The sequence below is a fragment of the Nocardia grenadensis genome, assembly GCF_050942415.1.
Taxonomy (GTDB): domain Bacteria; phylum Actinomycetota; class Actinomycetes; order Mycobacteriales; family Mycobacteriaceae; genus Nocardia; species Nocardia grenadensis.
This window is the reverse complement of the sequence record NZ_CP192054.1, coordinates 123804-149745: the sequence shown is the minus strand read 5'-3', so window position 1 is coordinate 149745 and position 25942 is coordinate 123804. Positions and strand designations below refer to the sequence as shown.

The 25942-nt window shown below is 67.1% G+C and carries 16 protein-coding genes; 1 reads left to right on the top strand and 15 read right to left on the bottom strand.

Annotation, left to right across the window (positions count from 1 at the left end):
• Nucleotides 1-141: 141 nt before the first annotated feature.
• Complete coding sequence (locus ACQPYS_RS00635; RefSeq protein WP_063040605.1) at nt 142-642, top strand: peptidylprolyl isomerase; 501 nt, start codon at nt 142-144, stop codon at nt 640-642.
• 59 nt (nt 643-701) lie between these two features.
• Here the strand turns inward: ACQPYS_RS00635 and ACQPYS_RS00630 are convergent, their stop codons facing one another.
• The 15 genes from ACQPYS_RS00630 to glf all read right to left on the bottom strand — a co-directional run bounded on the left by ACQPYS_RS00630 (nt 702) and on the right by glf (nt 25833).
• Nucleotides 702-2246 carry an acyl-CoA carboxylase subunit beta gene (locus ACQPYS_RS00630; RefSeq protein WP_364595743.1) on the bottom strand — a complete coding sequence of 515 codons (1545 nt, stop codon included), beginning with the start codon at nt 2244-2246 and terminating at the stop codon, nt 702-704.
• On the bottom strand, nt 2246-7453 hold the full coding sequence (gene pks13, locus ACQPYS_RS00625; RefSeq protein ID WP_433491436.1) for a polyketide synthase Pks13: 5208 nt from the start codon (nt 7451-7453) through the stop codon (nt 2246-2248). The genes ACQPYS_RS00630 and pks13 overlap by 1 nt, the downstream gene beginning before the upstream one ends.
• A 108-nt stretch (nt 7454-7561) precedes the next feature.
• Nucleotides 7562-9472, bottom strand: coding sequence for a long-chain-fatty-acid--AMP ligase FadD32 (gene fadD32, locus ACQPYS_RS00620; RefSeq protein ID WP_433491435.1), 1911 nt, complete (start codon nt 9470-9472; stop codon nt 7562-7564).
• A 187-nt stretch (nt 9473-9659) separates the two neighbouring features.
• Entirely contained in the window at nt 9660-10679 is a 1020-nt protein-coding gene (locus ACQPYS_RS00615; RefSeq protein WP_431939507.1) for an LLM class F420-dependent oxidoreductase, read from the bottom strand.
• Between the two features lie 170 nt (nt 10680-10849).
• Complete coding sequence (locus tag ACQPYS_RS00610) at nt 10850-11842, bottom strand: cutinase family protein (protein WP_063040595.1); 993 nt, start codon at nt 11840-11842, stop codon at nt 10850-10852.
• A gap of 6 nt (nt 11843-11848) precedes the next feature.
• Complete coding sequence (locus ACQPYS_RS00605) at nt 11849-12397, bottom strand: DUF732 domain-containing protein (RefSeq protein WP_063040593.1); 549 nt, start codon at nt 12395-12397, stop codon at nt 11849-11851.
• A 684-nt stretch (nt 12398-13081) separates the two neighbouring features.
• On the bottom strand, nt 13082-14932 hold the full coding sequence (locus tag ACQPYS_RS00600) for an alpha/beta hydrolase-fold protein (protein WP_431939509.1): 1851 nt from the start codon (nt 14930-14932) through the stop codon (nt 13082-13084).
• Nucleotides 14933-15190: 258 nt separating this feature from the next.
• A complete protein-coding gene (locus ACQPYS_RS00595; RefSeq protein WP_063040591.1) occupies nt 15191-16210 on the bottom strand; it encodes an alpha/beta hydrolase in 1020 nt (339 codons plus the stop codon).
• Between the two features lie 439 nt (nt 16211-16649).
• Nucleotides 16650-17699 carry an alpha/beta hydrolase gene (locus ACQPYS_RS00590; protein ID WP_063040590.1) on the bottom strand — a complete coding sequence of 350 codons (1050 nt, stop codon included), beginning with the start codon at nt 17697-17699 and terminating at the stop codon, nt 16650-16652.
• Between the two features lie 285 nt (nt 17700-17984).
• Nucleotides 17985-19073 carry an alpha/beta hydrolase gene (locus ACQPYS_RS00585; protein WP_433491434.1) on the bottom strand — a complete coding sequence of 363 codons (1089 nt, stop codon included), beginning with the start codon at nt 19071-19073 and terminating at the stop codon, nt 17985-17987.
• Between the two features lie 169 nt (nt 19074-19242).
• Nucleotides 19243-21195, bottom strand: a complete 1953-nt coding sequence (gene zomB / locus ACQPYS_RS00580; RefSeq protein WP_433491433.1) for a flagellar motor control protein ZomB — start codon at nt 21193-21195, stop codon at nt 19243-19245.
• Nucleotides 21173-22099, bottom strand: coding sequence for a decaprenyl-phosphate phosphoribosyltransferase (locus ACQPYS_RS00575; protein WP_039821477.1), 927 nt, complete (start codon nt 22097-22099; stop codon nt 21173-21175). The genes zomB and ACQPYS_RS00575 overlap by 23 nt, the downstream gene beginning before the upstream one ends.
• Nucleotides 22092-22667: a phosphatase PAP2 family protein gene (locus ACQPYS_RS00570; protein ID WP_063040705.1), complete on the bottom strand. Its 576-nt coding sequence runs from the start codon at nt 22665-22667 to the stop codon at nt 22092-22094. The genes ACQPYS_RS00575 and ACQPYS_RS00570 overlap by 8 nt, the downstream gene beginning before the upstream one ends.
• A 5-nt stretch (nt 22668-22672) precedes the next feature.
• Complete coding sequence (locus ACQPYS_RS00565; protein ID WP_063040583.1) at nt 22673-24607, bottom strand: glycosyltransferase; 1935 nt, start codon at nt 24605-24607, stop codon at nt 22673-22675.
• Nucleotides 24604-25833, bottom strand: coding sequence for a UDP-galactopyranose mutase (glf, locus tag ACQPYS_RS00560; protein WP_063040581.1), 1230 nt, complete (start codon nt 25831-25833; stop codon nt 24604-24606). Before glf ends, ACQPYS_RS00565 begins: the two co-directional genes overlap by 4 nt.
• Between the last annotated feature and the right edge of the window lie 109 nt (nt 25834-25942).

Genomic DNA, 25942 nt, shown 5'->3' with positions numbered 1-25942 from the left:
TACCCGATCCGAGCGCGAACACACCCGACAACCGGCGCATACAAACCACCCGAATGGGGTAAAGACGGGCGGCTGGCACAATCTGCCGGGAAACACCCCCTTAAGCGCGGGGTCCAGCGGCGGTAATGGAAAGGTAGGGGCATGACCAAGGTGAATCTCGAGACGAACTACGGAACCATCGGCCTCCAACTTGACGAGGCGAAGGCGCCGGACACCGTCCGTAACTTCGTCGAATACGTCAAGTCGGGACATTACGACGGCACGATCTTCCACCGCGTTATCCCGGGCTTCATGATCCAGGGCGGTGGTTTCGACGGCCAGATGCAGCAGAAGCCCACGCAGGCGCCCATCCAGAACGAGGCGGCCAACGGCCTGAAGAACAACAAGTACACGGTCGCCATGGCGCGTACCAACGATCCGCACTCGGCGACCGCGCAGTTCTTCATCAACGTCGCCGACAACGACTTCCTCAACCACACCCAGCCGGCGGGCCAGGGCTGGGGCTACGCCGTATTCGGCGAGGTCACCGACGGCACCGACGTGGTCGACAAGATCGCCGGCGTGTCCACCTCGTCGCAGGGCATGCACCAGGACGTCCCGGTGGACAACGTGGTCATCGAATCCGCGGCGATCACCGGCTGAGCAGGATCGGTACGTGACGGTTCGGGTTGTTCCCACGGAACAACCCGAACCGCGAGCGGCTACAGCGGCAGCAGGTGATGTTTACGCGGGTTACGGATCACGGTCTTGTCCCGCAGCAGATGTAGCGCCCGTCGTAGCTCCAGCCGAGTCTGCGCCGGTTCGATCACCGCGTCGATGAAGCCGCGTTCGGCCGCGACCCACGGCGTGGCCATGGTGGCGTTGTAGAAGTCGATCATCTGCTGGCGTACGGCCGCTTTCTGGTCCTCGGGCGCGGCCGCGATCTGCGCCGCACCGATCAGGCTCACCGCGCTCTCCGCACCCATCACCGCGATCCGGGCGGTGGGCCAGGCCAGATTGATATCGGCACCCAGCTGCTTGGATCCCATCACCGCGTAGCCGCCGCCGTAGGACTTGCGGACAACGACGGTCACCTTCGGCACGGTCGCCTCCACGAAGGCGAACAGGAACCGGCCGCCGCGTTTGATCACGCCGACCTTCTCCTGCTCCACGCCGGGCAGGAAGCCCGGGGTGTCGACCACGAACACCAGCGGGATCTCGTAGGCATCACAGAGCCGCACGAAATGTGAGGCCTTGTCCGAAGCCCGGGCGTCGAGGGCACCCGCGTAGACCATCGGCTGATTGGCCACCACGCCGACACTGCGGCCGTCCACCCGGGCGAATCCGGTGATGATGTTGCGGCCGGCTTCGGCGCCGTACTCGTGGAAGTGGCCGTCGTCGAAGATACGCAGCAGCACCTCGTGCATGTCGTAACCGGAGTTGTCCGAATCCGGTACCAGGGAGTTCAATTCCCGATCCGAATCGGTGATTTCCGGTTCGAGGCCGGGGTTCACGATCGGCGGCTTCTCCTGGCAACTGGTCGGCAGATAGGACAGGTAGTCCCGGACCCATTCGAAAGCCGCCTGCTCGTCCTTGGCGACATGATGGATATTGCCGTACTGGGCCTGGCTGTGCGCCCCACCCAGTTCTTCCAGACTGACGTCCTCGCCGGTGACCTCACGGATCACCTTGGGACCGGTGACGAACATGTAGGCCGCCTCGGTGGCGACCACGACATCGGTGTTGATCGGCGAGTACACCGCGCCACCGGCGCATTTGCCCAGGATGAGTGAAACGGTCGGGACCATCCCCGACAGCAGTTCCTGCCGGGTCGCCAGCTCGGCGTACCAGGCCAGCGAAGACACCGCCTCCTGCACCCGGGCACCGCCGGAATCGTTGATACCGACCAGCGGGCAGCCCACCTTGGCCGCGTACTCCATCACCGCGGCCACTTTGCGGCCGAACATCTCGCCGACCGAACCGCCGTACACGGTCTGATCGTGGGAGAACACCGCGACCGGGCGACCGTCGACCAGGCCGTGACCGGTGACCACACCGTCGCCGTAGAGCGCGTCCGGATCACCCGGGCGCCGGACCAGTGCACCGATCTCCACGAACGAACCCGGATCGAGCAGCATCTTGATCCGATCACGCGCGCTGGGGATCCCCTTGCGCGCCCGCTTCGCGACAGCGGCCTCCCCTGCCGGTTCCTGCGCCAGCTCCAGGCGCTTACGCAGATCGGCGAGTTTCTCCGCAGTCGTGCTCACTAGCTCCCTTTCCTGGCCGCGCTCGAGGTGATCCGGTCGAGTTTAGCGGTCAGGTCTGTACCGATTCGGCCGATCCTCGGTTCATCGATGATCTGGAGGTGGTCGCCGGGGATGTGCACGATCTCCAGGTTGGGGAGGTACTCGTCCCAGCCGCCGTTGGGCCGGCGCTCGGCATAGCGGGGTTCGAGCTCGATCGCGCCGTCGTGGTAGCGGTCGGCCAGATAGAGCACCACATCGCCCTCGTAGTGCGTGGGCTGGACCCGCTGCAGCGCGCGGTTCTCGATCCACGAGGTCTTCTGGTGTTCGAGTACTCCACCCGGGATCTTGGCCCCGGTCATCCTGATCAGGTCGGTGATCATCTTGAACTGCTCCTCCTCGGAGGAGTCGGCCAGTTCACGGAGCTGGTCGTCGTCGAGTTCACCGGCGACATTGAAGGTCTTCTTGGCGAACACCTGATAGCGCCGCATACGCTCCAGCCGCTCCTGCGGGCTGTTGTCCTCCGGCTGGGCGGGGATCGCGAGGTCGATCAGGCCCACCAGGCGCACATCGGCACCCTCGGCACGGAGGATCTGCGCGACCGCCATCGCCAGGACCGCGCCCAGCGACCAGCCGTAGAGGACATAGGGTCCGTCGCCCTGGAGCTTGCGCAGTTCGGGTACGTACTCTCGAGCCCGTTCTTCGATCGCACCGTCGACCCGCTCGAACCCGTACATCGGCGTGCCTTCGGGCAGCCGCTTCAGCAGTGGCTCGTAGACCAGGGTGTTTCCGCCGGCGGGATGGAAGACGAACACGGGTACTGCATCGGAGTTCTCGCCCCGCGCCCGGATGGGACGGACGAAGCCGTCGACATCGGCACCGCTGTCCTGCAGGGTGCGCACCACATCGGCGAGCTGTTCGATGGTCTCCGAATCGAGCACATCGTCGACGGTGACCTCCGCGCCCACCCGCTCGGTGAGACGGGCGGCGAGCTTCTCCGCGGTGTCCTCGTCCAGGATCGGAAGGGTATTGAAGATCCCCCCGGCCGATTCGCCGGTGATGGTTGCCCAGGTCGCATAGGTGAGGCGCTCGGCAGCGTCACGTGGCGGAACGTTGTCCTCGTCCGACCCCGCGGCCCCGCCGCCGAAGAGCGCGGCACCCGCGGCCGGTTCGGCCTTCGGCGCGGCAGGGGCCGGCGCAGCAGCCGGGGTTTCCGAAGCGCCCGTCCCCTGGTTCAGCGCGGCGACCGGGTCCTCCCCGGCCTCCATGGCGGCCTTGGCGGCGTTCACGAAATCGTCGTCCACGCTGAGCGCGCCCGATTCCCCACTGGCCTGCTGGTCGGCCATCGCCTGGACCTCGTCGCGGTGCTCGATCGCGTAGCGGAGCACCTTGCCGACCTCGTGCAGGCTGGCGTCGCGAACCGCGGAGACCTGCAACTGCGGGATATCGAACTCGTATTCGACCCGGTTCTTGATCCGCATGGCCATCAGGGAGTCCAGCCCGAGTTCCATGAGCGGGATCTCCATCGGCAGATCCTCGACCGCGTAACCCATGGATTCGGCGACGATCAGCGCCAGCCGCTCCTCCACCGTCTGACCGCTGTCCGGATTCCAGCGGTCACCGGAACCGGCGGTGTCGATGGCCGTTTCGACGGCCTCGGGTTCGGTGTGCGTGGGCGCGGCGGGGGCCGGTTCGGCGGGCGCCGGCAGCGCGGCACCGGAGGTGACCACCGCGTCGAACAGCAGCCGGAACTGCGCACCGTCGCGCGCGTGCACCTGGATGGACGCGCCACCCGGATGCGGGGTCAGCGTTGTGACGAGTGTGCCGGTGGCGGGCAGCGGCGCGTGCGCGATACTCGCGCCCGGATTCACATCCGCGAGTACCTGGGTGGCGGCCGAACGCACCAGCGTGGGCAGATCGTCGACCGACGCGGCCCGGACCTCCCAGACGTGCCGGCCGTCCGGCAGCGCGACCGACGCACCCGGTACCCGGGCGTTCCCACCGGCCGAGAAGCCACTCATCTTGGGCCAGTACGGTTTCCGGACGAACGCGGTACGCGGGATATCGGCGTACGGCCCGGCCGGTACCAGTGAGCCCAGGTCGACCGCATGGCCGTGCACGTACAGCTGCGCCAGCGCGGCGATGACACCGGCCGATTCGTCTTCCTTGCGCTTGAGCGTCGGAATCAGCTGCGCGTCGGGGAGCCCGGCGGCGAAGGTGGTGCCCAGCACCTGCATCAGCGCCACCGAGTTCGGCGCCAGCTCCAGGAACGTGGTGATGCCGGAATCGACCGCGAGTCGTACCGCGTTGGTGAAGTACACGCTGTGCCGCATGTTCTTCACCCAGTAGTCCTCGGTGTGCACCGGGTCGTGGCCGGGCACGTAGTACTGCTCCTTGTCGACCGTGGAGTACAAGCCGACCTTCGGCTTCGTGGGCTCGATACCGGCCAGTTCGGCGGCCAGTTCGCCCAGCAGCGGGTCCATCTGGGAGGTGTGCCCGGCGCCCTTGGTCTGCAGGACGCGGGCGAATTTACCGGCTTCCTCCACCCGGCCGACAATCGCCGAGACCTGGTCGACCGGACCACCGATCACCGTATTGGTCGGTGCGGCGTACACCGCGACCTCGACATCGGGAAATTCCGGCAGCAGCGCGGCGACCTCGTCGGCACTCATCTCGACCAGTGCCATATTGCGCACATCGGCGTCGGAAAGCATCTGCTCGCCCTCGCCCATCAACCGCGACCGCGCGCAGATGACGCGCACCGCGTCCTCCAGCGACAGGCCGCCGCAGATGTAGGCACCGGCCACCTCGCCCATGGAGTGCCCGACCACGGCCGCGGGTTCCGCGCCGTGCGCCCGCAGCAGCGCGGCCAGACCGAGCTGGATGGTGAAGATACCGACCTGGGAGGTGCCCACGTCGTAGTCCTGGCCGTCGTCGAGGATCATCTCGCGCACCGAGTACCCGGCCTCGTCCTGCACGAGTTCGTCGACCTCGTCGACGGTGCGCCGGAAGATCGCGTTCTCCTGGTAGAGCTGTTTGCCCATCTTCCGGTGCTGGGCGCCGAACCCGGCCATCACCCACATGGGTCCCTGCGCGGCCGGGGCATCGGCGGTGAAAACGCCCTGGCCCGGTTTGCCGGCGGCGATCGCCCGCAGTCCGGCCACGGCCTCGGCGTGATCGGAGGCCAGCACCACACCGCGCGAACGCCAGTGGCTGCGCCGGGCCAGCGACCGGGCCACGTCCACGAGCGGAGTCCGCTGTCCCGCTTCGGTTTCCAGCCAGTCGGCCAGGTCCGCAGCGGCCTGGCGGCGGCGCGACGGCAGATAGGCGGAGACGGCCAGGATCACCGGCAGCGGCTCGGAACGGTCGGCCGACCACTCGGGCTCGGGAGCGGCGTCGGCGGCTACCGCCTCGGCCTCGGCGACCACATCGGTGCTCACCACGTCCAGCGTGTCGCTGTCCGCGTCCGGTACGAAGGGCTCGGAGACCTCCACCGGCACGGCGGGCACGTACTCCTGCAGCACCACGTGCGCATTGGTCCCGCCGAAACCGAAACCGGAGATACCGACCGTGGCGGTACCGCTGTAGCGCGGGAACGGAGTCGGCTCGTCGACGACCTTCAACCGGGCCTGCTCGAACGGGATGTAAGGGTTCGGACCCGCGTAGTTGATCGTGGCGGGCAGCACATCGTGCTGGAACGCCAGGAGCACCTTCGCCAAGCTCGCCGCGCCCGCTCCGGATTCCAGATGGCCGAAATTGGTTTTCGCCGAACCCAGCAGCACGGGTGCGTCGGCGGCGCGACCGGCACCGACCACCTGGCCCAGCGCCTGGGCCTCGAGGGGGTCGCCGACCAGGGTGCCGGTGCCGTGGGCCTCGATGTAGTCGACGGTGGAGGGCACGATACCGGCATCACGGTAGGCGCGGCGCAGTACATCGGCCTGGGCGTCGGGATTCGGCGCGAGCAGCCCGTTGGACCGGCCGTCGCTGTTCACGGCGGAGCCCTTGACCACCGCGAGGATGTTGTCGTTGTCGCGTTCGGCGTCGGCGAGCCGTTTGAGCACAATCAGCCCGGCACCCTCGGAGCGGACCATCCCGTCCGCGTCGGAAGAGAACGCCTTGATCCGACCGTCCTTCGCCACCGCGCCGATCTTGTCGAAACCGAGCGTGGTCATCGGCATGAGCAGCATGTTCACCCCGCCGGCCAGCGCCACGTCGGCGTCACCGGCGCGCAGCGCCTGGACGGCCTGGTGCACCGCGACCAGGGTCGAGGAGCAAGCGGTATCCACCGCGACCGAAGGGCCGCGGAAATCGTAGAAGTAGGACACGCGGTTGGCGATGATGCTGCTGGCACTGCCGGTGATCTTGTAGCCCTCCGCCGAAGCGGGGACGTTCGGATCGGTCTCACCCAGGCTCATCGCGGCGACCAGCTGGAAGTCGGTGGTGGAGGTACCGATATACACACCGACCGACTCACCGCGCAGGTCACTGGCCGGGATCCGGGCGTGCTCGAGCGCCTCCCAGGTGAGTTCCATGATGAGCCGCTGCTGCGGGTCGATCCGCTCGACCTCGACCGGCGACATGGCGAAGAACTCGGCGTCGAATCCGGTGACGACGTCCTGGTCCAGATACCCGCCGCGAGTATTGCCCTCGGCCACTGCCTGCGCCAACTGCGGTTCGCTCAGGAACTCCGCCCACCGGCCCTCGGGCAGATCGCGAATGGCGTCCCCACCGTTGATCAGGAATTCCCAGGTCGACTCCGGGGTGTCGCCCGCGCCGGGCAGCCGGGTCGACAGGCCCACGATGGCGATATCGTGCGCATCTCCCGGTGCGTATCCGGCGGTATAGAACTGGTCGTCGGTGGCCTCGGCGGTGAGCTCCGGCGGGCCGTTGACGATGACGTCGGCCAGCGAGGCGATGGTCGGGTGCTGGTACACCACGGTCGCGTTCAACACCACACCGGTGAGTTCCTCGATCTCACCACCCAGCGCGAGCGCGTCCCGGGAAGCGAGTCCGAACTCCTCCATCGGACGGTCCACGGTGATTTTGTCGACCGACTGCCCGGTAGCCTCGGCGACCCAACGCCGCAACCATTCCCGCAGCTCGGCGACCGAGAGTTCGGTGCCCGGGGTGGATTCGCCGGCCGCGGGCGCGTCGCCGGCCCCGGCGGCGCGGCCCTCCGCGGCGGAAAGGTTCTCGGTCGTCTCCGGCGACATGCCCTCGTTCTCAGCCATCAGTCCTCAAGCTACCTGTCTTTACGCGGTGCCCGGCAGCAGCCTCGCATCGCTGTGGTGGATGGGCGCTTCGCTCACTCGAGGCCGCGACCCGGCTCGGTTGTCGGGCTATTCCTCGGGCGCGTCCGGGAACGCCTGCTGGGTGTAACCGCCCCGCAGGGTGCCCTCGACATAGGCGGCCTTACAGGCACGCCGGGCGATCTTGCCGCTGGACGTACGCGGAATGGAACCCGCCGGCACCAGGAGCAGATCGCGCACTGTCACACCGTGCCGCTGCGAGATCGAGGCTCGAACCGCGTCGGCGATCGGCAGCGGATCCGCCTTACCGGCGCCCGGGCCGCGCTCGGCCACGACCACCAGCTGCTCGGAGGCGTCGTCGGCGTCGAACTTCAGACCCGAGTGACTGCCCTGCGCGAACACCTCGGCCGGCAACTGGTTGGCCGGTACCGAGAACGCCGCGACGAAGCCCGGCCGCAGCGCACTGCTGGCCTCCTGCGCGGAGAACTCGAGGTCCTGCGGGTAGTGGTTGCGTCCGTCGACGATCACCAGGTCCTTGACCCGGCCGGTGATGTAGAGCTCGTTGTCGAAGTACACGCCGTAATCGCCGGTCCGCATCCAGTACGCGTCGGGCGTGGTACCCGCGGCGTGGCTACCCTCCGCCAGCGGGGTGACGATCTTGTTCTGGAAGGTCGCCGCGGTCTCCGCCGCCCGGCCCCAGTACCCGATGCCCATATTGTTGCCGTGCAGCCAGATCTCGCCCACATGGCCGTCCGGCTGCTCCCGGGCGTCACCGTCGACCGATTCCGGATCGACGATCACCGCCCACTGGGATTTCGCCACATAGCCGCAGCTCACCTGTGCGATCGCGTTCTCGGAGCCCTGCTCGACCCGCACCATGCGCCCGGCATTGAGCTCGGTGCGGTCCACATAGGTGACCTTGGCCTCGTCCTCGGCCTTGGTCGCCGAGACGAACAGGGTGGCCTCGGCCATGCCGTAGCACGGTTTGATGGCCGTCTTCGGCAGCCCGTAGGGCGCGAACGCGTCGTTGAACTTCTTCATCGACGAGGTGGTCACCGGCTCACTGCCGTTGATCAGGCCGATCACATTGGACAGGTCCAGCGATTCACCGTTCTTGGGCAGACCGCGCACGGCCGCGTGCTCGAAGGCGAAGTTCGGGGCGGCGGCGAAGGTGCCCGCACCGTCGGAGGCAGCCGCCAGCTCCTTGATCCACCGGTACGGCCGCCGCACGAACGACGCCGGCGACATGATGGTGATGAACTTGCCGCCCACGGCCGGCAGGATCACCGTCAGCAGACCCATATCGTGGAACAGCGGCAGCCAGGTGACACCGCGGGAGTTCCAGTCGAGGTTGATGGCGTCGACCATCTGCAGCAGGTTGGTGCCCACGGCGCGGTGGGTGATCTCCACACCGGCGGGGGTCCGGGTGGAACCCGAGGTGTACTGCAGATAGGCGATATCGTCCACCGCGATATCCGGGCGCGACCAGCTGTCACCGACACTGTCCGGAATCGCGTCCACGGCGATGATGCGCGGCCGCTGCGCGGCGGGCAGCCCCCGGAAGAACTGGCGCACGCCGGACGCCGCCGAACTGGCGGTGAGGATGGCCGACGGTTTGCAATCACCCAGTACCGCGTGCAGCCGGTCGGTATGGCCCGGTTCGTCCGGATCGAAAAGCGGCACCGCGATCGTGCCCGCGTAGATGGCGGCAAAGAATGAGATCACATAGTCGAGTCCCTGCGGCGCGAGGACCGCCACTCGGTCACCGGGACTGGTGACCTGCTGCAGGCGACCGGCCACCGCGCGCAGCCGGACCCCGAACTGTTGCCACGTCAGCTCGTGTACCTCGCCATCGCGCTCGCGCGAGTAATCGATGTAGCGGTACGCCAAGGTGTTCGCGTCGTTACGGGTGTGCTTCTCGACGTGGTCGACCAGGGTGCGATCATCGGGAATGGTGATGTTCCCGTTCTCGTCCAGGTAGTCGTCGAAAGTCTCGTCCATTCCTTCTCCTCCGAGGCGCACGCGGCAACGGCACGATTGCCGTTATTTACTGTGTGGCCCCGACTCGCTTTCGCCACGGGCGCTCTCCATTCGAGAACCGACCCTGCGGGTTCTGGGTGCGGTCTGCGCGGTGACCGCTATCGGCTAGATGTTCTCAAACCAGAGACATGTTACAGAGACGAGCTTCTCACTCCTCCCGGAGCAAGGGAATCACCGGCGCGAATGCGTCCATCTGGGTGGGGAATATCCCCACATAGGACATACCGGTGAGCTGCCGCACACGGCGCATCTGGTCGGCGATCTCCTCGAACGTGCCGATCGCCACATACGGCGAGCTCAGGATCTCCTCGACCGAAAGTTTCACGTCGACTTCCAGGTCGGGATGCAACCCGCGCTCGATGGCCGAGAGCGCCATTTCGGCGGTCTTCTCCCGGTCGTCGGTGATGACGATGGCCGTGATCGCCCAGTTCAGCTCGATCTGCTCGAACCGGTCGCCGGCGGCCTCCTTGATCAGGTTCACCTTCTCGATGGTCTTCTCCAAGGTGATCCCCGAGAGCAGACCTTTACCGTTCGACGTGGTGACCGGAACGATCGAGATGATGTCGGCGTGCTTCGCGGCGAGTCTCAGCATCCGGGGACCGCCACCGCCGGTACACAGCGGCGGCCGCGGGCCCTGCCGCGGCCGTGGGGTCCCCTTGACACCCTGCACCTGGTAGTACTTGCCCTCGAAAGTGCAAACCTGTCCGCGCAGCAGCGTGTCGAGAATGGTCAGTGTTTCGTCGAGTTTGGCCAGTCGCACCCCGGGCCGGTCGTAGTCCAGCCCGGCGGCCGCGAACTCGTCGGCCTTCCAGCCGGCCCCGATCCCCACCTCGAGCCGGCCCTTCGACAGCACATCGATGGTGGCCAGATCCTTGGCCAGCACCACGGGGTGCCGAAAACCGTTGGCCAGCACGGAAGTACCGAGGCGGATCCGATCGGTGGCCTGGGTGAGCGCACCCAGGGCCGCGATCGGGCCGATCTGGTCACCGAGATGATCCGGCACCACGAAGGTGTCGTAGCCGTACTCCTCGGCCTGCTGCGCCGTCTGGATGAACTTGCGGGCGCCGCCCTCCTGCTTGTTTCCCTCACCCGCGGCCGCGAAGCGGAACTTACGCAGCCGAGTGCCCAGCGCGCTCAACTCATCCACCGGTGCGGCGGCTTCTGTCATGAACTCATGCTCCTGGATATCGGAAGTCTGCGCATCCCGTGCCGGCGCAGGGCCCGGGATGGCGCGATCACCAGCGCACTTTACAGCCTGCCAGGCAGCGAGGAACACGCTGACTGCGGTGAATTGTCACAAGACGGCCGCCACGGCGACGTCCGGGCCGAATCCGCGGATCACGAGTGCGGCGGAGACGGCGCGCTGCCGACCAGACCGACCGCCCAGTCCGCCGCCCACTGGGTGGCGGTCGTGCCGTTCGGATCGACAACGAAATTGTGGTAGAGGCTGTGTACCGGATTGCCCACGGCCTGCGTGAGCGTGCCGATACTGCCGAGAATATTGGCCGGACTCAGCGCATTGCGGGGCGCGTCGCAGATCAGGTCGCCGGGCGCGCAGATCGTGTACACCCGGTCGGCCAACTCGCCGAAACCCTCCTTACGGACACCGGTCATGGTGATCCCGGGGACCGTCAACCCGGCCAGCGCCACCTCCGCGCCGACCCCGGGCGGCGGCGTGCCGACCTGGATCGGCTGCCCGTCACCGGTCTCGCCGGACCGCCGCCCGTCGGCGATCAAGGTGACCCCGAGCACCCGGTCCGCGGGTACCGGACCGTTGCCCTTGCCGATCTGTTCGGCGATATCACCGACGATCACCGCGCCCTGCGAGAACCCGGCCAGCACATAGGTGGTGAGTGGGCACTCCTCATGGCGCTGGGTCAGGAAATCGAAGGTCCGCCGACTGCCCTCGGTGCGGCTGGCGTTGTATGAGGCCTGACCGTCCGGCGGAATCGCCACCGGATTGGAGAACTGCGCGATGTAGGGGACGGTGTAGACGTCGACCCGGCCCTCCGGGAACTGCGCCCGGACCGGATTGCTCACATTGAGCATGAGCGAGGCCGGGTTGGCCGTCGGGTTGTACGGGTCGTCGATGCTGCTGGACTCCCAGGTACCCGGCACCGAGATCATCTGCACATCCGGGCAGCTCGCGGGCTGACTGGTCGGCTTCTCCGGCCCCGGTTCGGGACCCGGGCCCGGCCCGGGTTCCCGCAGGCAGCCGGCCAGCAGATACCAGAGCAGGATCACGATGACGAGCCCGACGACTCCCACCGCGAGCAATGTCAGACAACCCTTCGGCCGCGACCGACGGGACCCGGTACGTCCTCTACTCATCGGCCATCACTGGCAGTAGTGCGCTTTGGCGGTGCTGATGTAGATCTGCCCGGCCTGCTCCACCGGCATCTTCGCGGGATCGAACGACGGATCAGAACCGGCCATCGCGTTCACGAACGTCGCCATATCGGCATCGGAGGTCCCGGCGGCCACGCCCTGGCAGACGTAGTTGCCGATGCTCAGCGCGATATCCGGGGACGACGGCGTGACACCCTGCTTCGTCAGTTCGTCGACGAAGGTCTGCTCCTTCGCGCCGAGGTGCCCGGTATCGGTTTCCTGCGGCGGGACCGGGGCAGGACGCTCCGGCTCCTCGGCCGGCGGCGCCTCGGGCTCGGCCGGCTGTTCGGGCGCGGGCGCTTCGCCCTCCGGCGCGGGCGCCGGTGCCGGGCTCTCGCTCGAGGGCGCGGGAGCCGCACTCGCGGACGTCGTGCCGGCCGAAGTCGACAGCGTCGGGGTGCCGGTCGCGGTCGAGTCGTCGTTGCCGCAGCCGGCGAGCAATCCGGCGGCCGCCACCGCCGCCACCACTCCGAGCAGTGTGCCTCGGGTCCGATACATACATTCCATCCTGTGTTCCGGCGCACGGATGCGCGCGGGTTCACGGCCGCTCGAGTCGGGGGCCGCCGAACCACTGGGTTGACGGTCGGGTGTGCGTCCCGGCCCGGCGGGTTGGCCCGGGCCGCGACCACCGAGGGTAGTACTAGACCCGGAATCGCCGCTGGACTGCCCGGGGGACGGGGGTCCGACGACTTGCTTCGGGCGGGCGGATCGTGCGGTGAGCGGGGTGGATCGGGGATGGTGTGAAGTCCTGGGTGGGGTGGGAGGTGGATAGGTCGCCCGGGTGGGAGGGGTTCACCTGCGAGGGCGGGGGCCGACTCACCAGCGAAAGCCAAGAGTCGGATCACTCACGAAGACCACGGCGTGGACCTGCTCGCAAAGGCCGAAGCGTGGACCTGCTCGCGGAGGTGCTGTGTTTTTTGGCGTCGCCTCCGGCGCCGCGGGGTTGAGGCCCCCTTGGTCTCGCCGTTTCGGCCTCGAGACTCGCGCCTGCGGCGCATGCGCTTCGAGGCCGAAACGGCGAGACGGGCCTCAACCCTTGAGGTTTCTCGCAAAACTCGACACATACGGGTTGCGTCCGGGGTCCGGGGTCCGGGGTCGCATGGGGCCCGCGCGGGGAGGAGACCGCTGCAGGCGCTGTGCCGCACCGCGTTCACGCGGTGATGCGGCTCACTTGCGTGCGGGTCAACCGTGGACTTCGGGGTGGTTGTCCTTGATGGTGATGAAACCGCGCTGGAAGTTCTGCTGGACTCCACCCGGGATCGGGAATTCATCGCTGATGGGGAAGCCGAGCCGGCCGTTCTCGTAACCCGCGTCACGCCAGGCGTCCATGAGGGGGCCGTCGCGGACCGCCCATGCGCCGGAGAGGGGGCTCCAGTAGATGCTGCCGCCCTCGAAGCGGGTGAACTGACCGAGGTCTTTCAGCGGGACCTGGGCGGCGGCCGGGAAGCCGAGCCTGCTGTTCTCGAAACCCAGCTCGGCGTATTTGGCCAGGATCGTGCCTTCGACGCGATGTGCGCCGGTGGCGGGACTGAAGTAGAAGGGGCCGCCTTCGAAGGGCTGGACCGAGCCGTCACGGTTCGGCGTTCTCACTTCGGGGCCGACGGGGTAGCGTGCGGGACCGCCCTCGAAACCCTGCCTGCCCCATTCCTCGAGGATCGCTCCCCGCACCACCTGCGCGCCGGTTTCCGGAGTCCAGTAGAGCGAGCCGTGCCGGAACTGCTGGAAGCGGCCGCGGCCGTCCGGTAGTGGCTGTTCGGCACCGGTCGGCAGACCGAGCACGCCGCTGGGTCCGGCTGCCGCCTGGTAGCCCCCGCCGATCCGGCCGGCCACCGGATACGCGCCGCCGGCCGGGGAGTAGAAGACGCGGCCGTGGCGGAAATCCTGGGCCAGCCCGCCGGGCACCTGGTATTCGCCGGTGAGGCAGTCGCCGAGCCAGTCATTGCCACCGACGACCGCGCCGACGGCGCCCGCGACCGCGCATTCGGGTTTCGCGGCGGGTACCCCGAGCGCACCGGCGGCCTGTGACCACGACTGCCGCATTTCGAAATCCCAGTACGGCCACGTGTGGGTGCCCGCGGCCCGGTACTTCACGGTCGCGGGGATTCTCAGTTCGCCGAGTTTGTCCACGAAGTTCTGTGAGGTCAGCAGGGCCAGTGTCTCCAGGCCCATCCCGAACATATTCGTGCTCACGCCCGGAATTTCGCTGCCCTCGTCGTGTTTGCCGGAGACACCGGTCCCGCTGGAGATGTAGAGCGATTTACCTTTCAGCCGATCGGCGAGCAACAGCGGATCGTGTTCTTCCCACTGTGGACTGCCGGGCGGTCCCCACATGGCACCGGAGTCGAAGCCCCCGGCGTCCGCCATTGCCAGTCGAATAGCCTGCGGCATACCGAGGCTGGTGGTGGTGAGAAAGCCCGAATAGGATGCGGCGTATTTCACGAACTCGGGATTGCGCGCGGCCAGGAACATTGCGGCCGTTCCGCCCATGGACAGTCCGGCGATTCCCCTGGTCGAGGTGGCGCGCCACTGACTCTCCAGCAGCGGGGGGAGCTCCTTGGTGAGAAAGGTCTCCCATTTGTAGTTCTTGCCGTTGTCCGGTTGCAGCCAGTCGGAGTAGAAACTCGATCGCCCGCCGACCGGCAGCACCACGGTCGTGTTCTTGTCGGCGTAGAAATCCACCGCCCCGGCGTCCTTTATCCAGCCGTTCTCGTCGTCGGTGGCACGCAGGCCGTCGAGCATGTACAGCACCGGGAACTTCGCGTCCGGCTGGGTATTCCAGTCCCGGGCGAGCAGCAGCCGCACCTGGATGGGGGCCCCCATGGCGGGAGAGTCGACCCAGACCGCCACATCGCGGTCGGTGTGCCAGACCACATTCCGGATCGTGGCCGGAGACGCGGCGGCGGCGGTCGGCTGAGCGGAGACGGGGGCCTGTGCCACGGCGAAGGGAAACACCAGGGCGGCGGCCCAGGCCGTCAGCTGTCGCCGGGCGCGTCCGCGGGACCGGCCGGTCGTTCCCCCGTATGCGCGTGTCATCCCTGCCACCCACTGTTTGTACCGCCGTGGCATGCGGATACCCGGTAGGACGCGCGGGCAGCAAACCAGTTCGCAACCGCCGTGTGGGCCTACGACAACGGCGCCACCTGCTTCGATACGAAGCAGGTGGCGCCCTTGGAGAGAACTATCGGTTCAGCGGCAACCGATCAGCATGGGCGAGTCGGGCCCGGAGGCGGTAGCGGAGCGTAACCACGTAGAGCCCTCACCCATGCTGCATCGATACATGCGTACCTTCGCTCACCAGCCGTTGGTGGAATCCAGGAACATCTTGCGCGAGGCGAAGAGCTGGCTCTCCCAGTACTTCCAGGAGTGGGTGCCCACGCTCGGGAAGTCGAAGTAGGCGTTGATGCCCAGCGTCTTCAGCCGCGCCTGGAAGGCGCGGGTGTTCACCAGCGACAGCGCTTCCAGCGCCATGGCGTTACCGGTGTTGAACGCACCGACCGCACCGGCCGGCTTGTCGTGCGGGCCGGGCAGGCCGCTGGCCGCCGAGATGTACAGGGGCAGGCCGCGCAGCTGCGGGGCGAACACGAACGGGTCCATCCGCAGCCACTGCGGGCTCCACGGCGCGGCCATCGAGTCGACATTGAAGCGGCCCGCGTCCAGCATGGCGATACGGATGGCTTCACGCATACCCGGCGCCGAGATGTTCAGGTAGCCGGAGTAGGAGGCGGCCGAGCGGAACTGGTCGCGGTGGTAGGCGGCCAGGGCCAGGGCGGCGCTACCACCCATGGACAGGCCCGCGATCGCGTTGTTGGTACGCGAGACACCGTGACCCTCGAGGAAGGCGGGGAGTTCCTGGGTCAGGAAGGTTTCCCACTTGTAGGTGAACTTCTGCCCGTTGGTGTTGCTGGGCGAGTACCAGTCGGCGTAGAAGCTCGACTGCCCACCGACCGGCATGATCAGCGAGATGTTGTCGTTGCCGAACTGCTCCAGCGCATTGGTCTCGAACGACCAGGCGTTGCGGTCGTCGCGGGCGCGCAGGCCGTCGAGCAGGTAGAGCCCGGCGTTGCCGCCGCGCGCCGCCCACTGGACCTGAACCTTGATCGGACCCATGCTGGAGGGAACCAGCAGCTCTTCGAAGGCGCCGCGTTTGACCGGTGCCGCGGGCGAAGCCAGTGCGGTCGGGGCCGCGACACCTGCCGCGACCGGTAGCGCGAGTACTGCCGCACCGATAGCCAGAATCCGGTTACGCCAACCGCGGGGTGCCCGCGACCGCCCGGTACTTCTCTTCGGGCCGGCTGCCCTGCCGAAACGCATGAATTCTGCTCTCTTTCTGCTGTTGTGGCGTTGTCGCTACCGCTGCGCGGACAACACCCCGTTTCTCCTCGGCGGCGCCGGCGGCCGGTCCCGACCTATCACTGGGCCGACAGCGCTACAACGATCTGGTCACAGATGTGCTCGCTGGACTTTATTCGACCGCGCCGAGCCGGGCAAGGCCGTGCTGATCGAGGGGCCGAAATCCGCCGCGAGAACCGCTGTGATCGCCCCGTGACGATACCTTGCCGGAGCGTTGATGTCTCGGCGGGCCGGGATATTCAACTGTTATCGAAATCGCGCTCCGACCTGGCTTGTGTAACGGAATACGAACCGAGGACGAATTCCTATCGACAGCAGTGTGCCCGCCCCGAACGATTCCTTCCGGGCGGGCACACTGCGCTGCAGTTCGGGGCCCCGCGGACGGGACCCCGAACTGCCGTTATCCGATATTCGCCGACAAATCCGGAAGCATCCGATACACCTCGGCCTCCCAGTAGGTCCAGGAGTGAATACCGGTATCCGGGAACGAGTAGGTGACATTGTTCGCGCCGAGCGACATCATCCGCAGCTGGAACGAGCGGGTGTTGGCCAACGCGAGCGCCTCGAGGCCCATACCGTTGATCGTGTTGCCGTCGAATCCGTCGCCGGGCCCGGGCAGCGCGCTGCCGGCGGAGATCCACAGCCGGGTGTTGTGGTCGCGCAGCAGCGGCGCGAAGACGAACGGGTCCATCCGCAGCCACTGCGGGCCCCACGGCGGCGCCATGGAGTCCACGTTGTAACCACCGGCGTCGATCATGGCGGCCCGGAGGGCCTCGCGCATACCGGGCGCGGAGACGTTCAGATATCCGGAATAGGACCCGGCGAAGCTGAACTGGTCGGGGTGGTAGGCGGCCAGGGCGAGGGCGCCGCTGCCGCCCATCGACAGACCGAATACGCCGTTGCGGTTCGGATTGAAGCCGAGCCGGTCACGCAGAGCCCAACGCAGATGCTGGTTGATGAAGGTCTCCCAGGCGTAGCGGTAACTCTTGCCCGGGCCTCCGGAAAGGACGTTCAGGGCCCCGGAACCGGAGGACGAACCGGTCGGTTCCATCCCGAGGAAGGAGCTGGGCGCGTTCCAGTCCGCGTAGAAGCTGGACATACCGCCGATCGGCATGACGACATTGATATTCCAGTCGGTCAGCGCGTTGGCGACGTTGGTGTCGTTCTCCCAGCCGCTGTGCGTTTCGGGAGCCCGCATACCGTCGAGGGCATAGACCACCCGGTTGGTGTTGCCGTCCTTGGCGCGGAATACCCGCGACCTGATCGGGCCCATTTCCGGGGAATCGACCCAGAAATCGAAGCCGGCCGGATTGGGAGCCGCCTCGACCCGGGGAGCCACATCGGAGAGAGCCACCGCGAGGGGGGCCAGCAGCGCCACCGCCACCCCCATCACCCATCGCTGTACCCACCGCCGGGTACGCACCGATCCGGGTCTGCGCGCACTTTGCATTCGACTAGACCTTTCGCCTGGACAGCCGGGCAGCAAGTAACTGGCTACATTACCGGCCCCATCTCGGATACATAGATCACGGCGACCATCGGGAGACGGAAGCCGTTATCTGGATACCTGTTCCTGGTGCGTGAAGCGGCTATACCCGCCTCCATGTTGCCAAATAGTGGCGTAGGTCACAATCATTCGCGAGATGGCGCGCAGCTCCGGTGCCGAACCGGCCGACCACACCCCTTGGCAACCATTGCGCAAAGTCGCCGGCCGGACGGCGCCGTCCGCGGCCGGTCAGCCGATACTCGCCGACAGATCCGGGATCATCCGGTAGACCTCGGTCGCCCAGTACTGCCAGTTGTGCACGCCGACGGCCGGGAAATCGTAGGTCGCGTTGGTGGCCCCCAGCGACATCATCCGCACCTGGAACGCCCGCGTATTGGCCAGCGCCAACGCCTCCAGACCCATAGCGTTGATCGTGTCGAAGCCCAGACCGTCGGTGGCGGCCGGCAGGCCGCTACCGGCCGAAATCCACAGCCGGGTGTTGTGCGCGCGCAGCTGCGGCGCGAACACGAACGGATCCATCCGCAGCCACTGCGGGCTCCACGGCGGTGCCATGGCGTCGATATTGAACCCGCCGGCGTCGAGCATGGCCACGCGCAGCGCCTCCCGCATACCGGGCGCCGAGACGTTCAGATATCCCGAATAGGAGCCCGCGTAGCGGAATTGATCGGGATGGTAGGCCGCCAGGGTCAGCGCGGCGCTGCCGCCCATGGACAGGCCGAACACGCCGTTGCCGTTCGGGTTGAAGCCGAGCCGGTCGCGCAGCGCCCAGCGCAGGTCACGGGTCAGGAAGGTTTCCCATTTGTAGGTGGTGGTCCGCCCGACGCCGGCCGCCGAACCCGAGGCCAGGCCCGAGCCCGAATCGGCCGCCGAACCGGTCGCACCGCCGGCACTACCCGAACTGCCCAGTCCGAAGAAATCGCTCGGGGCGTTCCAGTCCGCGTAGAAGCTCGACCGGCCGCCCACCGGCATGACCACGTTGATATTCCACTTGGTCAGTTCCCGGGCGACATCGGTATCGATCTCCCAGCCGCTGAGATCGTCACGGGCACGCATTCCGTCAAGTGCGTACACGACCCGGCCGGTATTGCCGTCGGCGGCGCGGAACACGCGCGATTTGATCGGCCCCATCTCCGAATCGACCCAGAAATCGATACCGCTCGGATCGAACTGCGCCGATGCCGGAGCAGCGGGCCCGGCCACCGAGGCACCGACCGGGAGCAGGGCGGCCAGCGACAACAGCACCGTGCGCTTCAGCCGACCGCCCAGCCGTCGCCCCGGACGCGCGCTCCGGCCATCGCGGCCGATAACCCCTCGCATGTTTCCCGCCCTCCGTCGTGCGACCCACGGCCGCGCAGTACGACTACCGGTCCCCGGCCCGGACGAGCCGGGGCCGGACGCCAGCACTCTAACCCGACCGCAGTCCGACCGACCACCAGGAATGCGAAGACGCGGCGAACAGCCGAACTACTGTCGAGGAAACCGCAGTTCAGCGCACCGGTGGTATCGGATCGACAAGACCACAGCGCTGAATCTCATATTTCGGTACCCGGTCTATGCGGTACGACGCGAAATCGAAAGCGTGCAACAGATTGTGCTTGAACCGTTCGAACGTCAGCGGGCCCTTGTAGGAGAGCTCCAGCGCGTAGGTGTCCGGACACGACATCGCCACCCGGGCCTGCTTGACCCAGTCCTCGTCCATGTACCAGGGCAGCCAGGGCTTGATGTCGACCATGCCGGTCTCCACGATCACCCAGTCCGCGTACAGGCTCTTGTCGTGCCCGATCCGCCCGTCGGTGAGCCGATCGGTGTGCGCGGCCAGCGGGAAGGCCAGACCCATCGGATCGATGACCCGGACGTCCAGGGGGACATTCATGCTGGTCATACCGAGGTTGAGGAAGTAGACCGTATGGCCGGCCCCGCCCGGCGGGATGGGCAGCGGCGGCGGCGCGATGTACCACATCATGAACGACGGCGAATTGAGCAGCAGACCGCCGTCCGGGTTGTTCTCGATCGCTTCCACCATGGGCCGCATCCGGGCGTAGTCGAGGTAGTCCTCGGCGCGGATCGGGTGGTCGTGACCGGTATTGAGGACGTAGTAGATCCGCTCGTCCACGATCCCGGACTTATTGATGTGGGTACCGGTCTTGATGGCGGTGGTGCCCGACGCCAGCAGCGCCCACGCCACCGTGCCCACCAGCGCGACGACCAAGACCGCGAAAGTGGGGGCCTCGCGGCGGGTCAACGACCGCAGCCCGCCCTCGGGCAACCGCACCGGCAGCACCGCGACCGGCAGCAGGAACAGGAACAGCTGCGGCAATAGCATCCGCCCGTGCATGAAGTCGCCGCCGACGCGCAGCGCGTAGATCGTGAGCAGCATCGCGGCGCCGAGCACCAGGCCCACCACCGCCGACGGTGAACGCAACCGCTCCCGGAACTGCCGCAGCCGCCCGGCGGCGGGGTCCACCGCGGTACCGGTATCGGGGCGCACGTAATGCGCCCGCGCGGCCACCAGGCCGGCGACCAGCAGGACGATCAGCGGTACGTAGAGGTAGTAGGGACCGGCCAGATCCCACAGGTAGGTGAAGCCCTGACCCCATTTCGCTCCGCCCGCGTCCTTGGCGACCGCGGTGTTGGGGTAGGGCAGGCCGTAGTAGCCCATCCGCCAGATCTGGTAGAGCAGTGGCACCGCGCCGGCGACGGCCACCACCAGCCCCCGCAGCAGCCACGGACGCAGCCGCGATCGCGGCATGGGCGCGAAGAAGATCAGCAGCAGGGCAAGGCCGCCCACCACGGTCATCTCGGGCCGGATCAACGGTGCCAGACCGGCCAGGAAGGCCAGGCCCAGCAGTCCGGGCACGGTCGGCCGTTCGGCCTTGCTCCACCGCACCAGCAGCAGCCACAGCAGCGCGATCCAGCAGATGACCAGGCAGTTCTCCAGGCCGGAGGTCACATAGTCGCGAGCGGGCGGCACGGAGATATAGGCCAGCGCGCCGGCGGGCAGCAGCAGCGTCGAGGAAGCCGGACCCCAGAGTTTGCCGGTGCCGAGCATCGCGAACAGCACCGCCAGCAGCGACAGTGTCAGCGCGACACCGAGCACCACGTATTCCAGCCGCCCCTGGGTGAGCCAGCTGAAGAACCAGACGACATAGGTCCATGCCGTACTGGTGTTGGTCTCCACCCGCTCGCCCGCGTTGAAGACCGGGCCGTTGCCGGCCAGCAGGTTGCGCACGGTACGCAACACGATGAGCCCGTCGTCGGCGATCCAGCGCCGTTCCCAGCCGCCGAAGGCGAACAGGGCGACGGTCACCAGGATGCCGCCCGCGAACACCGCGCGTGAGATCGAACCACCCGGCGAACGCCGCCGCTCGGTGGCGGCACGCTCGTCGGGCTGTTCTGTTTCGGCTACCGCAATCTCGTCAGAAGAGATAGACAGCGACACCTACCGCTCCGATCCAGGCGATGGCGAGCAACTGCAGGACACGATCGCCGAACGCGATCTCCTCGGGTTCACCGGCCTCACCACCGTCGACGTCCACGGCGTAGCGCAGGATCGCGATGGTGAACGGGATCATCGAGAGGGCGAACCATTCGGTGTCCTTGGCCGCACCCTGTTCGAAGGCCCACAGACCGTAGAAGACCACCACCGCGGTCGCGGCCAGGCTCCAGATGAACCGTAGGTAGGTCGGGGTGTAGTACTCCAGCGATTTACGGATCTTCGCGCCGGTGGACAGCGCCAGTTGTAGCTCGGCGTAGCGCTTACCGGCTGCCATGAACAGCGAGCCGAACGCCATGATGAGCAGGAACCACTGGGACAGCGGGATCCCCGCCGCCACACCGCCGGCGATCGCACGCAACAGGAAGCCCGAGGACACGATGCAGATGTCCAGGACCGCCTGGTGTTTGAGACCGAAGCAGTAGGCCAGCTGCACCCCGATGTACACGGCCATGGTGACGGCCAGCTGCCAGGACGCCAGGAACGACAGCGCCAGCGAACCGAGCAGCAGCACCGCCGACAGCGCGAAGGCGAGATTCACCGGGACCACGCCGGCGGCGATCGGACGGAACCGCTTGGTGGGGTGGGCCCGGTCGGCCTCGACATCCATCGCGTCGTTGGTGAGGTACACACCGGACGCGGCCATGCAGAAGACGACGAAGGCGATGGCCACATTGGCGAGCACATCGAGATCGGTCACCGAACCCGCCGCCATCGGCGCGGCCAGCACGAGGACGTTCTTCACCCACTGGCGCGGACGAGCTGCCTTGACCAGGCCACCGACCAGCGTTTTGGGAGGCCCTTTGACTTCGGCTTCGGCCAGATCAGCGCCGGTGGGCTCTTCACTCATGGCGGGCAGCGCCTTTTCGTCTTGTGCGGTCACTGTCGAGTCTCTTTTCGGCGGCGAGCAGGGCGGCGGCGGACGCGGCACCGAGCGCGGAACCGGCGAGCACATCGGAGGGGTAATGCACCCCGAGCACGACTCTGGACAGCAACATCGGCGGTACGAGCACCGCAGGCAAGGGTAGCCCGGTCAATTTTCCGAGTAGCACCGCCGCCGCGGTTGTCGAGGTCGCGTGTGAGGAGGGGAAGCTCAGCTTGCTCGGTGTCGACACGTTGACCTGCACCGATGGTGCGTGCGGGCGGGGCCGACGGACGATCCGCTTGATCACGATGGAGGCCGCGTGCGCCCCCACGGCACCTACCGCCACCCCGGCCCACTGCCGACGCCGGGGTTTGTCGACCAGTGCGCCCACCGCGGCGATACCGACCCAGCCGAGCGCGTGCTCCCCGAAATGCGACATACCGCGTGCCGCCGAGATCACCGGCGGGGTCGCGATGGCACCCTGGACCGCTTCGAGGATCTTGACTTCCGCCGGTGCCCGGCCGGTACCCGAATCCCGCAGGCTCGGGTTCATGGCGTTCACCGCTGGCTCTCCTCGCTGCTGTCGATCCCGAAAACCTTCTCCCACGCGGCCGTACCGGTGAGTTCCGCGTGCGCGGCGCGGTAGCGCCCCCGCATCTCCGGCAGTCGCGCGGCGAGTTCCTTGCGCAACCGCAGCGCTTCCCGGAGCAGGCCGTAGGCCTGGCGGGGATCACGCTTGCGGTACACCACGCCGCGCCCGTCCGCGGTGGTGACGGTGACCCCGTCGACCTGCGAGAGCAGGAACCAGCGCGCGTCCAGCGTGGGTACGTTCAGCTGGGGCCGGTCGTGGTGTTGCTCGTGCGCCGGCCGCAGGTTGTGCAGCAGGCCCTTGCCGAGCCGGAGGATCTTGGCGATCGGATTGGCGGGTTCGCCCACCGCGCCGACCCCGATCCCGCTGGCCAGCGGGAGTTCGGTGGACGAGGGCAGGATCACCGCGTCCGGATACTGTTTGCGCAGTTCGTGTACCGCGCCGAGCGCGCTCGGCAACAGTTCGAACAGACGCTGCGGACCGGCCAGGAAATCGCGGATCGCCAGATTCTGGATCGCGACCGTCGAGTACTCCAGGCAGAGCAGATGTTTGAGGGTCGCCTTGACCGTGTGGGCGATCATGTTCCGGCCGTTGCCCGGCTGGTACAGGGCGGCGACGACCAGGCGATTGCGTAGATGGAAATACGCCTGCCAGTCGATCGCGTCGTCCTTGTCGCTCCACGCCATATGCCAGACCGCGGCGCCGGGCAGGGTGACCGTCGGATATCCGGCCTCCCGAGCACGCAACCCGTATTCGACATCGTCCCATTTCAGGAACAGCGGCAGCGGCTGGCCGAGTTGTTCGGCCACCTGCCGCGGGATGACGCAGGTCCACCAGCCGTTGAAATCCCCATCGATACGCCGGTGCAGCAGTTTCGAATTATCGCGGTCGCGCAGCGGGTATTTCGCGAAATCGTGGTCGTATTCGACATTCGGCGCCGCCGACCACATGAAGATATTGCGGTCGACGACCTCGCCCATCACATGCAGATGTGAGCGCTCCTGCAGGTTGAGCATCTGGCCGCCCACCAGTACCGGCGATTTCGCGAAGCGGGCGAACGCCAGCGCGCGCAGAATCGAATCCGGTTCGATCTCGATATCGTCGTCCATGTAGACGATGAATTCGGCGCTGGTGGTTTTCAGGGCCTCGTACATCACCCGGCTGTACCCGCCCGACCCGCCCAGATTCGGCTGATCGTGAATGGCGAGCCGGTCACCGAGGACCGCGGCGGCTTCGTCGAATCCCGGTTCGTCGACGACCTTGCGGGTGCCCTGGTCGGGAATGATCACCGCGTCGATCTGCGCCAGTACCAGCGGATCGGCCCCGAGCGCTTTCAGCGTCGTCACGGCGTCGGTGGGACGGTTGAAGGTCGGCATACCGACCGCGATCCGGCCCTCTCCCGGCGCCTCGATCGGCGCGTACCAACCTCCGGACACCAGGGTGACCGCGGTGTCGGTGGTGATGTCGAACCAGAGCCAGCCGCCGTCCTCGAACGGGCCGAAATCGGCCTCCATCTCGACCGACACCGTCTCCGCGCCGGAGGCCACCGCGAACTCACGGCCCTGGACGTGGATACGGGACCCATCGGCCTTGGATCGGTACAGGTCGACGCGGCCGTGTCCGGCCAGTTCCAGCCGCAGCACCACCGAGTCGAGCATGCTCCAGCGCCGCCAGTAGCTGGCCGGCAGCGCGTTGAAGTAGGTGCAGAACGACACCTCGGACTCCGCGCCGACCGACAGCGAGGTCCGGGTGGTGGCGTGCGCGCGCCGCGCGTTGGTCGCCGATTCCTCCAGGTAGAGGGTGCGCACATCGAGCGGTTCGCCCGGGCGGGGCAGGATCACCCGTTGCAGCAGCGATTTCGCTCGGGTCGCGGACGCACTGTGCGCCAGTGATGCAGAGGTCATACGTCGTTGTTCTCCTCGGCCAGCGGCGCACCCGTCTCCAGGTGCGGACGCAGCACATTGTCGAACATGTTCAGCGCACTCGCGATGGCCATATGCATGTCCAGGTACTGGTAGGTACCGAGGCGGCCGCCGAACAGGACCAACGCGTCGACCGTCTCCTTCTTGGCCAGTTCGCGATACGCGGTCAGTTTGGCCCGGTCCTCGGGGGTGTTGATCGGATAGTACGGTTCGTCGCCGGTCTTGGCGAAACGCGAGTATTCGCGCATGATCACCGTCTTGTCCGTCGGGTAATCCCGTTCCGGATGGAAATGCCGCGGCTCGATGATCCGGGTGTAGGGCGCATCCGCGTCGTTGTAGTTCATCACCGACGTGCCCTGGAAGTCGCCGGTGGCCAGCACCTCGGTTTCGAAGTCGATGGTGCGCCAGCCCAGCTCACCCTCGGCGTAGTCGAAGTAGCGGTCCAGCGGGCCGGTGTACACGACCGGGGCGTGCGGGTTCTGCGCGCGCAGTTCGTCGCGGACGTCGAACCAGTCGGTGTCCACCCGGACCTCGATCAGGTCACTCGCGGCCATGTTCTCCAACCACTTCGTGTACCCCTCCTTGGGCAGGCCCTCGTAAGTGTCGTTGAAGTAGCGGTTGTCGAAGGTGTAGCGGACCGGGAGCCGGGTGATATTGCCCGCGGGCAGCTCCTTGGGGTCGGTCTGCCACTGTTTGGCGGTGTAGTCGCGGACGAACGCCTCGTACAGCGGACGGCCGATCAGCGAGATGGCCTTTTCCTCGAGGTTCTGCGCGTCGGAGGTTTCGATCTCGGCGGCCTGCTCGGCAATGAGCGCACGCGCCTCCTCCGGGGTGAAATACCGGCCGAAGAATTGCGACACCAGGCCCAGCCCCATGGGGAACTGGTACGCCTGACCTTTGTGCAGGGCGAAAACGCGGTGCTGATAGCCGGTGAACTCGGTGAACTGCGTGACATAGTCCCAGACCCGTTTGTTCGAGGTATGGAACAGATGCGCGCCATATTTGTGGATCTCGATACCGGTTTCCGGTTCGGGTTCCGAATAGGCATTACCGCCGATATGCGGGCGGCGATCCAGCACGAGGACTCTCTTGCCCAGTAAGTTCGCGCTGCGCTCGGCGACGGTCAGCCCGAAGAAGCCGGAGCCGACGACGATCAGGTCGAACTGTGCGGTGTTATCTGAGTTACCCGGAGACGATGCGGCGGTCACGGGAGCCCAGCGTATCGGAAGCGTTTCCCGGCGCCAGTCGGAGTCGGAAGGTCAGGGGTATTGCCAGGTGAGCGGCTTTCGCGCCGTCCGCCGGCGAAAAGCCCGCGCC

Coding starts and splice junctions, on each gene's coding strand:
- ACQPYS_RS00610 (WP_063040595.1), bottom strand. CDS start 11,842: ATGAGTAGAGGACGTACCGGGTCCCGTCGGTCGCGGCCGAAGGGTTGT.
- ACQPYS_RS00615 (WP_431939507.1), bottom strand. CDS start 10,679: ATGACAGAAGCCGCCGCACCGGTGGATGAGTTGAGCGCGCTGGGCACT.
- ACQPYS_RS00575 (WP_039821477.1), bottom strand. CDS start 22,099: ATGAGTGAAGAGCCCACCGGCGCTGATCTGGCCGAAGCCGAAGTCAAA.
- ACQPYS_RS00570 (WP_063040705.1), bottom strand. CDS start 22,667: ATGAACCCGAGCCTGCGGGATTCGGGTACCGGCCGGGCACCGGCGGAA.
- ACQPYS_RS00600 (WP_431939509.1), bottom strand. CDS start 14,932: ATGACACGCGCATACGGGGGAACGACCGGCCGGTCCCGCGGACGCGCC.
- ACQPYS_RS00605 (WP_063040593.1), bottom strand. CDS start 12,397: ATGTATCGGACCCGAGGCACACTGCTCGGAGTGGTGGCGGCGGTGGCG.
- ACQPYS_RS00565 (WP_063040583.1), bottom strand. CDS start 24,607: ATGACCTCTGCATCACTGGCGCACAGTGCGTCCGCGACCCGAGCGAAA.
- ACQPYS_RS00635 (WP_063040605.1), top strand. CDS start 142: ATGACCAAGGTGAATCTCGAGACGAACTACGGAACCATCGGCCTCCAA.
- fadD32 (WP_433491435.1), bottom strand. CDS start 9,472: ATGGACGAGACTTTCGACGACTACCTGGACGAGAACGGGAACATCACC.
- ACQPYS_RS00585 (WP_433491434.1), bottom strand. CDS start 19,073: ATGCGAGGGGTTATCGGCCGCGATGGCCGGAGCGCGCGTCCGGGGCGA.
- pks13 (WP_433491436.1), bottom strand. CDS start 7,453: ATGGCTGAGAACGAGGGCATGTCGCCGGAGACGACCGAGAACCTTTCC.
- ACQPYS_RS00595 (WP_063040591.1), bottom strand. CDS start 16,210: ATGCGTTTCGGCAGGGCAGCCGGCCCGAAGAGAAGTACCGGGCGGTCG.
- ACQPYS_RS00590 (WP_063040590.1), bottom strand. CDS start 17,699: ATGCAAAGTGCGCGCAGACCCGGATCGGTGCGTACCCGGCGGTGGGTA.